Source organism: Herbidospora sp. NBRC 101105 (assembly GCF_030269205.1).
GTDB classification, from domain to species: domain Bacteria; phylum Actinomycetota; class Actinomycetes; order Streptosporangiales; family Streptosporangiaceae; genus Herbidospora; species Herbidospora solisilvae.
Map to the genome: position 1 here is coordinate 1,073,337 of NZ_BSSX01000002.1, position 11,152 is coordinate 1,084,488.

At 71.0% G+C, this 11,152-nt stretch carries 10 protein-coding genes and 1 rRNA gene; 1 reads left to right on the forward strand and 10 read right to left on the reverse strand.

Annotated elements, in window-relative coordinates:
* Positions 1-17: 17 nt before the first annotated feature.
* The 9 genes from rodA to QSK34_RS13785 form a co-directional block, all read right to left on the reverse strand.
* The gene (rodA, locus tag QSK34_RS13745) at positions 18-1,181 is read right to left on the reverse strand and encodes a rod shape-determining protein RodA (protein WP_161478708.1); all 1,164 of its coding nucleotides are present in this window, start codon (positions 1,179-1,181) and stop codon (positions 18-20) included.
* Positions 1,181-3,226: a penicillin-binding protein 2 gene (gene mrdA / locus QSK34_RS13750; RefSeq protein ID WP_285583950.1), complete on the reverse strand. Its 2,046-nt coding sequence runs from the start codon at positions 3,224-3,226 to the stop codon at positions 1,181-1,183. Before mrdA ends, rodA begins: the two co-directional genes overlap by 1 nt.
* Positions 3,223-3,732 carry a rod shape-determining protein MreD gene (gene mreD / locus QSK34_RS13755; protein ID WP_285583952.1) on the reverse strand — a complete coding sequence of 170 codons (510 nt, stop codon included), beginning with the start codon at positions 3,730-3,732 and terminating at the stop codon, positions 3,223-3,225. The genes mrdA and mreD overlap by 4 nt, the downstream gene beginning before the upstream one ends.
* Before the next feature lie 5 nt (positions 3,733-3,737).
* The gene (gene mreC / locus QSK34_RS13760) at positions 3,738-4,907 is read right to left on the reverse strand and encodes a rod shape-determining protein MreC (RefSeq protein ID WP_285583954.1); all 1,170 of its coding nucleotides are present in this window, start codon (positions 4,905-4,907) and stop codon (positions 3,738-3,740) included.
* Between the two features lie 5 nt (positions 4,908-4,912).
* Positions 4,913-5,944: a rod shape-determining protein gene (locus QSK34_RS13765; protein ID WP_030454832.1), complete on the reverse strand. Its 1,032-nt coding sequence runs from the start codon at positions 5,942-5,944 to the stop codon at positions 4,913-4,915.
* 184 nt (positions 5,945-6,128) lie between these two features.
* Positions 6,129-6,539 (reverse strand): nucleoside-diphosphate kinase, encoded by a 411-nt coding sequence (gene ndk, locus QSK34_RS13770; RefSeq protein ID WP_030454833.1) that lies wholly within the window; start codon positions 6,537-6,539, stop codon positions 6,129-6,131.
* Positions 6,540-6,583: 44 nt separating this feature from the next.
* Positions 6,584-8,116 carry a hypothetical protein gene (locus tag QSK34_RS13775; RefSeq protein WP_285583958.1) on the reverse strand — a complete coding sequence of 511 codons (1,533 nt, stop codon included), beginning with the start codon at positions 8,114-8,116 and terminating at the stop codon, positions 6,584-6,586.
* Positions 8,117-8,127: 11 nt separating this feature from the next.
* Complete coding sequence (locus tag QSK34_RS13780) at positions 8,128-8,472, reverse strand: DUF4233 domain-containing protein (protein ID WP_285583960.1); 345 nt, start codon at positions 8,470-8,472, stop codon at positions 8,128-8,130.
* Positions 8,469-9,779, reverse strand: coding sequence for a bifunctional folylpolyglutamate synthase/dihydrofolate synthase (locus QSK34_RS13785; RefSeq protein ID WP_285583962.1), 1,311 nt, complete (start codon positions 9,777-9,779; stop codon positions 8,469-8,471). The genes QSK34_RS13780 and QSK34_RS13785 overlap by 4 nt, the downstream gene beginning before the upstream one ends.
* A 36-nt stretch (positions 9,780-9,815) precedes the next feature.
* On the opposite strand from QSK34_RS13785, the gene QSK34_RS13790 reads away from it, so the two are divergent.
* A complete protein-coding gene (locus QSK34_RS13790; protein WP_285583964.1) occupies positions 9,816-10,946 on the forward strand; it encodes a folylpolyglutamate synthase/dihydrofolate synthase family protein in 1,131 nt (376 codons plus the stop codon).
* Positions 10,947-11,038: 92 nt separating this feature from the next.
* Here the strand turns inward: QSK34_RS13790 and rrf are convergent.
* Positions 11,039-11,152: ribosomal RNA gene (rrf, locus tag QSK34_RS13795) — 5S ribosomal RNA — on the reverse strand; the annotation flags it as partial.

Below are 11,152 nucleotides of genomic sequence, written 5' to 3' on the forward strand. Positions count from 1 at the left end.
CTTCATGCGGACCACTCTCAGGTACGCCGCCCGCTGTGGATGGCCTGGAGCATCCCCACGCTGATCATGTTGGCCAACGTGGCGGTTCCTCCGTAGGAGACGAACGGGAGCGGCAGTCCCGTGATCGGCATGATGCCGATCGTCATCCCGACGTTGATGAACGTCTGGAACGCGAACCAGCAGACGATCGCCGCCGCGACCAGCGCGCCGAACCGGTCGTCGCACTGCCGCGCGATCGTGATGCCCCGGACGAGCACCACGCCCAGCAGGACGACCACCGTGATCGCGCCGAGGAAGCCGAACTCCTCGCCCGCGACGGTGAAGATGAAGTCGGTGTGCTGCTCGGGCACGAACCGGCCGGTGGTCTGCCCGCCCTGGAACAGCCCCTTGCCGTAGATCTCGCCCGAGCCGATCGCGATCAGCGACTGGGTGGCGTTGTAGCCGAAGCCGCGCGGGTCGCTGGCCGGGTTCATGAACGCGGTGAACCGGGCGACCTGGTAGGGCTGCAGCAGCCCCAGGAACCACACCAGTCCCGCCGCCACCACGGCGACGACCAGCACGAGGGCGATCCAGCGCTTGCGGATGCCCGAGAAGACGAGCACGCTGCCGGTGATCACCGCCAGCACCATCGTGGTGCCGAGGTCGGGCTGGAGCATGACCAGCCCCATCGTCAGCGCCGCCGCCGCCAGCGACAGCGCCACGTCGAGCGGCCGCGGCCGGTCGGTGCCCTCGGCGGGCTCCGACAACAACATCGCCAGCAGCAGGATCAGCGCCGGTTTGGCCAGCTCGGAGGGCTGCAGTCCGAAGCCGCCGCCGAGCATGATCCACGAGTGGGAGCCGTTGACGGTCGACCCGACCGGCGTGATCACCAGCGCCAGCAGGGCGAGCCCGGCCGCGTAGGCGACCGGCGCGTAGGCCCGCAGCCGCCGGTGGTCGACCATCGAGACCAGACCGCACAACACGGCGCCGACACACAGGATGAGCAGGTGCTTCTTCAGCATGCCGGTCGGCTCGACCGCCGTCCAGGTGCGGGTGGACGACCACACCAGCAGGGTGCTGATCGTGCACAACGCGGCCACGGAGACGAACAGCAGGCCGTCCATCCGCCAGACGGCGGCGTCGGTCCCGATGGCCCGGCTGGCCAGCGACCGTTTGCGGATCCGGGTGATCGGCGCGGACATCAGCGCTTCACCGTCCCGTCGGGGCCGATGACCGGCAGGTGCTCGGCCGGGCGGCCGGCGGGCAGGGCCGCGGGCTGCTTGTTCAGGCCGTAGATGCCCTCGTAGATCTGCCGCACGGCCGGGGCGGCGGCCGAACCGCCCATGCCGCCCTGGGAGACCATGGCAACGACCACGAAACGGGGGTTCTTGGTGGGCGCGAACGAGGCGAACCAGGAGGTGTCCTGCTTGCCGTAGACCTCGGCCGTACCGGTCTTGCCGCCGATGCGGACCACGTCCATCGGGAAGCCGCCGAAGGCGCCCGCGGCCGTACCGTCGGAGGCGACCTCGCTGAGGGCGTTCCTGATGTAGTCGCGGGTCTTCTTGTCGATCGGCAGCTTGCCGATCACGGGCGACTCGATGATCTTGGACGAGCTGCCGTCGGGACGCATCAGCGCCCAGCCGATGCGCGGGCTGCGCAGCTTGCCGTCGCCGACCAGCGCGGCGTAGGCGTTGGCGAGCTGCAGCGGCGTGACCAGCACGTCGCCCTGGCCGATCGAGAAGTTGGCGGCGTCACCGGGACGCCACTGGAAACCCTCCAGGCAGTTCTCGTAGGCGAGCTGCTTGAGGAAGGCGGCGCGGCCGGCGTCCTTGACCTCGGGGTAGCCGGTCTTGGCCCGGTTGCAGTTGGTCTTGCGGGTGGCCGCCCACAACTCCTTCTTCCAGAAGCGGTCGGGGATCCGGCCCGGCGACTCGCCGACGAGGTCGACGCCGGTGAGCTTGCCGAAGCCGTAGGCGCGCGCCATCGCGGCCATCGGGTCCTTGGCGGTCGCCTTGGGCTGCATGCCGCCGTCACGCTGCCACATCTCGTAGGCCGCGCGGTAGAAGATCGTGTCGCACGACTTCACCAGGGCGGTGTGCAGGTTCATGGGACCGAGGCCGATGCCCCGGAAGTTGTTGAACGCCCGCGCGCCGACCATGTAGGAGCCGGGGCAGTCGTAGGTGCCGTTGAGCGGGTAGCCGTCGGCGACCATCGCCGACACCGAGCTGACCTTGAACGTCGAACCCGGCGCGAAGGTGCCCTTGATCGCCCGGGAGACCAGCGGCTTGCCCGCCTTCTCCGACAGCAGCGTCTGGTATTCCTTCTCGGAGATGCCGCCCGTCCAGACCCGGGGGTCGTAGCTGGGCATGCTGGCCATCGCGATCACCCGGCTGTTGCGCGCGTCGAGCACGACCCCGGCGGCGCCATCGGCCTGGGGCGCCTTCTTCATCGCGTCGGCCAGCGCCTTCTCCACGATCGACTGGACCCGCGCGTCGATGCTGGTGATCAGGGTGTCGCCGGCCACCGGCGCGACCTGCTGCTCGACGCCGATCGCCTTGCCCATCCGGTCGACCTGGACCCGGCGCAGACCGGGGGTGCCGCGCAGCTGGTGGTCGTAGACGGCCTCGAGACCGTCGCGCCCCACGAGGTCGACACCCGAGAAGCTCGTCTTGAGGCCCTGGCGCTTCTCCAGCTCCTCCTGGGTGACCGGCTGAAGGTAACCGAGCACCTGGGAGGCGTCGGACCCGCCCGGGTAGTCGCGCAGCGCCTGGACCTCTGCGGTCACCCCGGGGAACTCCTCCTGGCGTTCCAGGATGGTCAGCGCCTCGCGCTGGGTCACCCGGTCGTCGACCGGGATCGGCTGGTAGGGCGAGCCCGTCCAGCACGGACGGCTGACGCCCGGCCCGCACGACCGCAGCCGCTCCCGCAGCTTGGTCACCGGAGTGCCGAGCACGGCGGAGAGCTTCTCCAGCACGTCCTGCCCGCCGCGCGGCATGCGCTCCAGCTGGGTGCGGTCGACCGACACCACGAGCCGGGTCAGGTTCCGCACCAGCGGCCGCCCGGTCGAGTCGAGGATCTGGCCCCGCAGCGCGGGCACCATGACCGCGCGGGTGCGCGTCTCGGTCGCCTTCGCCACGTATTGCTGCCCCCGCACGACCTGCACCTGGTAGAGGCGCACGCCGAGGACGACGAGCAGGGCCAGCACCGCCACGTGGAGCACCACGAAACGAGTCCGCATCCGGGTCATGAGCGCCTCCACCCCGGCACCGCCGCCGCCGTCGCCTTCTCGGGCCGGGGCCCGCACACCTTCAGCACCGCCCACACCACGACGGGCGCGGCCAGCAGGTTGACCAGCGCCGCCATGGGCCACACCGCCTCGAACGTCCGCACATCGATTCCCGGATCACCCAGCAGACCGCTCACCGCCAGCGCGAACGCCGGCGCCCCCACCGCGCACGCCGCCACGGTGAGCAGCGGCCACCGTTCGCCCCACCGCCCCGCCGTGAAGCCGACCAGGCACAGGACCAGCGCGTGCTGGCCCAGGGCGTGGTCGGCGGGCGGCAGCAGATCGGCGCCCAGGCCGGCGAAGAAGCCGATGGTCGCCCCGGCGACCGGCCCCCGGATCGCGCTCAGCGCGATCACCACGAGCAGCACGAAGTCGGGCATGGCCGACAGCGGCAGCCGGTTGACCACCGTCACCTGCAGCACGAGGGCGGTGAGCACGAGCAGCGTGGTGATCAGGATCCGGGGCATTCAGATCACGCCGCCTCGTCGTCCGATATGGACGTCTCGCCGTCGCGCCCGCCGGGCGTCCGCGTGTCACCCGGAGCGGTGTTGTCAGGAGCAGTGTTGTCAGGAGCGGTGTTCTCAGGAGCGGCGTCGCCGTCCCGGGTGTTCTCCGGCGCCGTGTTCCCCGGGTCAGCGGGGGCCTGGTTCGCCGGGCCGGTCTCCGGGGTGACGGCGCCGGGCCGCGCGACCTGCGGCGGCGCCTGCCCGCCGGGCAGCGCCGTGGTCGCGGGTTTCGGTTTGGGCTTCGGCTTGGCCGCGGGCTTGGGCGCCGGCGGCAGGAGCGCGTCACGCGGATCGCGCTTCGGCCCCTCGACCACCACGCCGACGACGTCGACCGAGCTGAGGTCGGCGAACGGCCTCGCGTAGGCCGTGCGGGTGAGCTCACCCGGCGTCGCCTCGACCTTCTCGATCACGCCGATCGGCACCCCGGCCACATAGGGCACACCCTGCTGCGAGCCGAAGCTCACCAGGCGGGTGCCGACCGTGATCGGCAGGGTCGAGTCGAGCAGCCGGAACATGATCCGCCGTCCCGAGTTGCCGTTGGCGCCCAGACCGCTGATCACCCCCAGCTCGCCGCTGTTCTCGATCCGGGCCCCGGTCGAGGAGGCCGGGTCGCAGAGCAGCACGACGGTCGCGGTCGACGTGGTCGCCCGGACCACCCGCCCGACGAGCCCCTGACCGTTGAGCACGGTCATGTCCGGCTTGATGCCGTCGGCGGTGCCGGCGTCGATCTCCACGGCGTCTTCGAAGCCGGGCGACGCGCGGCGCGCCACGACCTGCGCCGGCACGACCTTGTAACCGCCCAGGCCGGACAGCCCGAGCATGGCCTGCAGTTCGGCCGAGCGGCGCTTGTCGATCCGCTGGGAGGACAGTTCGCCCTCCAGCTCGGCGTTCTGCGCCTTCAGGCTGGTGATCTGCTCCCGCGACCCCTGCGCGCCGGCGAGCGCGCCGACGAAGCCGCCGATCGGCTCGGTGATCGTGGAGACCCCACGCTCGACCGTGCCGAACGCCGAGGTGACGATCGTGCGCAGAGGCCCGAACACGGGCGTGTTCTCGCTCCGGTGGTCCACCGTGATCAGGACCAGGGCCACGGCCAGCAGCAGGCCGAGGAACAGACGGGAGCGGCGGCTGTCTTTCATCGTTCTCAGTTCCTCGCCTCGGGCACGAGCACCTGCTGCAGGGCGTCGAAGTCCTCCACGCACCGGCCGGAGCCGAGCGCGACCGAGTCGAGCGCGTTGTCTACCAGGTGGACGGGCATGCCGGTTTCCTCACGCAGCAGGGCGTCCATGCCCTTGAGCAGGCCGCCGCCGCCGGTCAGGGCGAGGCCGCGGTCCATGAGGTCGCCGGACAGTTCGGGCGGGCACTTGTCGAGGGTCGACTTCACCGCGTCGACGATGGAGCTGACCTGCTCGGCGATCGCCTCGCGGATCTCCCTCGCCGACACGACCACGGTCTTCGGCAGGCCGCTGACCAGGTCACGGCCGCGGATCTCGGCCTGTGGCTCCTCGGCCGACGCGCACGCCGAGCCGATGGCGATCTTCACTTCCTCGGCGGTGCGCTCGCCCAGCATGAGCGAGTGCTCCTTCTTGGCGTACGTGATGATCGCCTGGTCGAGCTCGTCGCCGCCGACCCTGATCGACTGGCTGGTGACGATGCCGCCCATCGAGATGATCGCCACCTCGGTGGTGCCGCCGCCGATGTCGACGACCATGTTGCCGGTCGGCTCGTGGACGGGCAGGCCCGCCCCGATGGCCGCCGCCATGGGCTCCTCGACGATGTAGACGCGCCGGGCGCCGGCCTGGTAGCCGGCCTCCTTGACGGCGCGCTGCTCGACGCCGGTGATGCCGCTCGGCACCGCGACGATGATGCGTGGCTTGGCGAAGTGCCGCCGTTTGTGCACGCGCTGGATGAAGTATCGGAGCATGCGCTCCGTCACGTCGAAGTCGGCGATGACGCCGTCTTTGAGTGGTCGCACCGCGACGATGTTGCCTGGCGTACGGCCGATCATCCGTTTCGCCTCGATGCCGACCGCGACAATGCGGCCGGTCGAGGTGTTGATCGCCACGACGGACGGCTCGTTGAGCACGATGCCGCGCCCCCGCACGTAGACCAGGGTGTTGGCGGTGCCGAGATCGACCGCCATGTCGCGGCCCAGGAAAGCAAAGTGGCTGCCCATAGGGAAGGAGGCCTTCCTTCAGGTGGTTAGCGGGAGTAACGCATCGCACTCGAATCGTAACGGGTCGTACCCAACGCCGAGCACACCGACCCCACCCCATTTGCATAAATCCGCTGGTCACGGGCTTTCAGGCGGCGAAAACGCAAGAAAGCCCCGGCGTGGCCGGGGCTTTCAGGAGGGTTCCTCAGAACCGGTCGGGGAAGAAAATCTTGATCTCCCGCGCGGCGGACTCCGGAGAGTCGGAGCCGTGGACCACGTTCTCGCCGATCTCCAGGGCGTGGTCGCCGCGGATGGTGCCGGGGGCCGACTTCACCGGGTCGGTGAGCCCGGCCAGGCCGCGGAAGGCCTCGATGGCGCGCGGGCCCTCGACGACCAGGGCGACCAGCGGGGCGGAGGTGATGAAGTCGACCAGCTCGCCGAAGAACGGCCGCTCGGAGTGCTCCGCGTAGTGGGTCTTCGCGGTTTCGGCGTCGAGCTGACGCAGCTCCATGGCCGCGATGGTCAGGCCCTTGCGCTCGATGCGGGCGATGACGTCGCCGATGAGGCCGCGGCGGACACCGTCCGGCTTGATGAGGACGAGCGTGCGCTCGGACACGGGATCACTCCTTTGTGAAGGCTTCGTGGGAATCCGAGGGAAGCTTACCGGTCGGATTCGTCACCCTCGGCAATCACTTCGGGCGACGGCGTCGGCGCGGGAACGACCACCTTGGGCTCCTCGGCGGCGGCCACCCGGTTGGCCCGGCGGGCCGACAACGCCGACAGCCCGAGCACGAGCACCACGCCGAACCCGCCGACCAGCGCCCATACGTGAAGGGCCTCGACGAACCCGTCGACCATGCCCTGGTAGGTCGCCATCCCCGACGGGGCGGCCGACCGCAACCAGGTCACCTGGATGCCCGTACCGAGCAGGAACCCGGCCAGCATGGCCGGAAAGAGCAGCGCGAGCCCGAACAGGGCCGCCACGGGCCCGGCCAGCCGCAGCGCGCTCACCAGCGCCACCGCCGCGCCGGCGGCCATCAGGGTGAACGGCACCGCCAGCAGCAGCCCGTCGGCCGCGGGCACCAGCACCCGGATCGCGCACAGGCCCACGACCAGCACGACCAGCCCGGCCCCCACGAGCTTGGTGCTCTTCTCCTCGGGCGCCCGCCCGGCGACCCAGACCGCCCCGAGCGTGCCGATCACCGCCACCACGAGCGGCCAGGCCATCGCGTCGAGTCCCGGCCCCCCGAGCCACGGCATCTCGACATAGGTCACCTGGGCCGCCGTCGGCAGCACGACCAGACCCACGGCCACACACGTGAAGCCGAGGGTGCGCGCCCCCGCCGTGGCCGCCGAGACCGCCAGCCCGAGCATCGCCACGAGCGCCAGACCGGCCACCGCGACGACCAGGCCCGAGGGCCAGTCGAAGGTGGTGCCGACCGCGAGCACCGCGATCCCCGCTGAGGGCACCGCCGCCATCAGCAGCCGGGAACGTTCCGCCGACCCCGGCTGTGTGGAGATCAGCAGCCGGTCGGTCGCCGCCGCCGTGGTCTCCCACGCCAGCCGCCAGAGCACCAGATAGACCGCGGCCAGGCTGAGCGCCAATCCCGTCAGCAGCGGGAACGGCTGGAGCGTCACGGCCCACGACCGCACGTTGTCGATCGGCCAGAGCGCCAGCGCCTGCGCGGTGACCAGCGAGACCGCCAGCATCCCGGCCCACAGGGCGAGCAGCCCGCGCCGGGCCCGCCGTTCCCCCGCCGCGACCAGCGTCGCCGGGATCAGGAGCCCGGCCCCGATGCCGTGCACCACCCGCAGCACGCCCACGAGGGCCGGCCCGTCGGCATAGCCCCCGCCCGCGTCGGCGGCGGCCAGCATCGCCAGCCCCAGGACGAGGACCGGCGCCGCCTTGAACCGCCGCACCGCGACCGCCGCCAGCGGCACCGTCAGGAGCATCACCGGCAGCGCCAGGCCGTGGGCCCGCATCATGTCGATCTGGGAGACGCCCGGCGGCAGCAGCGCCGCCACCTGAGAGATCGTGTTGGGAATCGACACGATGGCCAGCGGCAGGGCCACGGCGATCAGCATCGCGACGACGGCGTCGGTGACGACCGGCCGCCGGGCCAGACGCGCGACGTCTACCGCGAGCGCCCGGACCCGCTGGGGCAGGGCTGGCTGAAATGGGGGGACGGCCATGGCGACCGACTTTAGCGCTTCGTCGCCCCTTCGACACGGCGAGCGACGATAATCGCGGTCGCCCACAGCGCCGCGAAGATCACCCCGAGGAAGAACATCGTCGTCACCATGAACCCCGAGGCGATCGCGAGCACCTGGACGACGCTGCCCAGGACGTACCCGACCGGCTTCCTGAGCAGCCCGGCGGCGACCACGCACAGGACGGCGAGCCCGCAGCCCACCCCGACGGCGATCGGCGGATCGACCTTGCCGACCACGATCGCGACGGGGGTCATCAGCGCGACGACGATCGCCTCCATGCCGAGCACCGAGGCGCCCAGCCGCCGCATTCCCGGCGTCACATCGAAGTTCATCATCCGGCCTTCAGCAGAATTCGGGCATCACCGGCGGTTACCACCGAGCCGGTGATGAGCACACCGGAACCATACTCGTCGCCCTCGTCGGCCAGCCCGACGGCCACGTCGATGGCGTCGTCGAGCCGCGCCGACGCGTGCACGCGGTCGGGCCCGAACACGCCCCTGGCGCGGTCGGCCAGGTCGTCGACCTCCATGGAACGCGGCGAGGAGTTCCGGGTGACCACGACCTCCTCGACGATCGGCTCCAGGAGCTCCAGCATCGTCTCGACGTCCTTGTCGGCCATGACGGCCAGCACCGCGACCAACCGGGTGAACCCGAACGACTCCCCGATCGCGTCGACGGTCGCCTCCATGCCCCCGGGGTTGTGCGAGGCGTCGACGAGCACCGTGGGCCCGCGCCGCACGACCTCCAGCCGCCCCGGGCTCGTCACCTGGCCGAACGCCTGCCTGATGAGCTCCTCGCCGAGCGGTTCGGCCGCCGTGGAGAGCGCCTCGACGGCCGCCAGCGCGGTCGCGGCGTTCCCGGCCTGGTGGGCGCCGTAGAGCGGCAGCAGCACCTCTTCATAGGTGGCGTTCAGCCCGCGCAGGTGCAGCAGCTGCCCGCCCATCGCGAGCTCGCGCCCGAGCACCCCGAACTCGAGGCCCTCCCGCGCGACCGTGGCCCCGACCTCGGCGGCCCGCCGCACGATCACCTCGGCCGCCGCAAGCTGCTGCTGGGCGAGGATCACGGTCGACCCGGGCTTGATGATGCCGGCCTTCTCCCCCGCGATCGTCTCGACGTCGGGCCCCAGGTATTCGGTGTGATCCAGCGAGACCGGCGTGATCACCGCCACCGTGCCGTCGGCGACGTTCGTGGCGTCCCAGGTGCCGCCCATGCCCGTCTCGACCACCGCGACGTCGACCGGCGCGTCGGCGAAGGCCGCGAGCGCCATCGCGGTGAGCACCTCGAAGAAGCTCAGCCGCCCGAACTTCTCGTCGACGATGCCGAAGTAGGGCTCCAGCTCCTCGTAGACCTCGACGAACCGCTCCTCGGAGATCGGCTCGCCGTCGATCGAGATCCGGTCGCGCATGCTGGCGAACTCGGGCGAGGTGTAGCGCCCCACCCGCAGGTTCCGCTCCCTGAGCAGCGCCTCCGCCATCCGCGCCGTGCTCGACTTCCCGTTGGTGCCGGCGATGTGAATGATCGGGTACGCCGCCTGCGGGTTCCCCAGCAGATCGACGAGTGCCGCCATCCGGTCGAGGGTCGGATCGATGTCCCATTCGACACCGCGGGCACGAATCGCGGCCTCAACAGCGTGGATCGTCACCCGCCCAGCTTAGGGCCGTTCCCTAAGCTGTCGGGAATGAGCTCCGACGAGGCCTTCTTCAAGGAATGGACCACCCGCGCCCCCGGCTCCCGCCGGGACCTGGCCCGCGCCCGGCGCCTGGCCGAGGCCGTGGGCGCGGTGGCCGCCGTACCGGTGCTGACCGTCGTCGGCAGCAAGGGCAAGGGCACCACGGCGACCTACGCCTCCGCCTACCTGGCCTCGACCGGCGCCCGCGTGGTCACGGTGACCAGCCCCGGACTCCGCAGCAACCGCGACCGCATCCGCGTCGACGGCGTCTCGATCTCCGCCGGCGCCCTGGCCGCGCTGGGGAGCCGCCTGACCTCCGTCCCGCTGCCGCCCTCCGGCGGCTACCTCTCCCCGGCGGGCCTGTTCACCCTCGCCGGCGTCCTGCACGCCCAGGACGTCGAGGCCGACTACCTCGTTCTGGAAGCGGGCATGGGCGGCGCCTCCGACGAGGTGAGCCTGTTCCCCGCCGAGGTGGTGGCCGTCACCGAGATCTTCGCCGAGCACCTCGGCATCCTCGGGGAGACCGTGGCCGAGATCGCCCGGGAGAAGGCCGGCGTCATCACGCCGGAGACGCGATGGGCCGTGACCCTCCCTCAGTCCCCCGACGTCCGGGCCGAACTGAAGGCCCGGGCCGGAGACCGCCTCCGCGAGATCACCCCCGAGGCGACACCCTGGACCAGAAACGCCCTCCTGGGCCGATCCGCCGCCGCCCACCTGACCGACGCGGAGCCAACCCCCGTGTCGGTACGCCTCCCGGCCCGCTTCTCCCACCACGACATCGGCGGAACACGCCTGATCATCGACTCCCCCATCACCGGCGCCGGCGTGCGGATGTCGATCGACCGAGCCCTGGCCGAATGGGGAGGCGTCGACCGCGTCCTGCTGTGCCTACCGGACCACAAGGACCTGGACGGCGCCATCGAGGCCCTCAAAGACCTCCCCGTGACCTTCGTACGGCTCCCGGACACCCACCTGAACTTCACCCGGCCCCTGCCGCCCGACTGGGACGTCACCACCATCGACGACGTCGACGCGCGTTACGTCGAGGCCCTGGGAGGCAGGGTCGTGGCTCTGGGGACGGTCTATTTCACCGGCCATCTGCTGGACAACCTCGACATCCCCACGGACCACCTGTTCTGAAAACGCAGAAAGCCCGGCCGAATGGCCGGGCCCCTTCCCGTGAAACGTCGAAGGCCCCGATCACATCGATCGGGGCCTCCGGTATAAAGATTGTCCGGCGGTGTCCTACTCTCCCACACCGTCCCCGGTGCAGTACCATCGGCGCTGGAGGGCTTAACTTCCGGGTTCGGAATGTAACCGGGTGTTTCCCCTCCGCCATAACCGCC

Excerpts from the sequence above, each read along its gene's own strand:
- rodA (WP_161478708.1), bottom strand. The coding sequence starts at position 1,181 with ATGTCCGCGCCGATCACCCGGATCCGCAAACGGTCGCTGGCCAGCCGG.
- mrdA (WP_285583950.1), bottom strand. The coding sequence starts at position 3,226 with ATGACCCGGATGCGGACTCGTTTCGTGGTGCTCCACGTGGCGGTGCTG.
- mreD (WP_285583952.1), bottom strand. The coding sequence starts at position 3,732 with ATGCCCCGGATCCTGATCACCACGCTGCTCGTGCTCACCGCCCTCGTG.
- mreC (WP_285583954.1), bottom strand. The coding sequence starts at position 4,907 with ATGAAAGACAGCCGCCGCTCCCGTCTGTTCCTCGGCCTGCTGCTGGCC.
- QSK34_RS13765 (WP_030454832.1), bottom strand. The coding sequence starts at position 5,944 with ATGGGCAGCCACTTTGCTTTCCTGGGCCGCGACATGGCGGTCGATCTC.
- QSK34_RS13775 (WP_285583958.1), bottom strand. The coding sequence starts at position 8,116 with ATGGCCGTCCCCCCATTTCAGCCAGCCCTGCCCCAGCGGGTCCGGGCG.
- QSK34_RS13780 (WP_285583960.1), bottom strand. The coding sequence starts at position 8,472 with ATGATGAACTTCGATGTGACGCCGGGAATGCGGCGGCTGGGCGCCTCG.
- QSK34_RS13790 (WP_285583964.1), top strand. The coding sequence starts at position 9,816 with ATGAGCTCCGACGAGGCCTTCTTCAAGGAATGGACCACCCGCGCCCCC.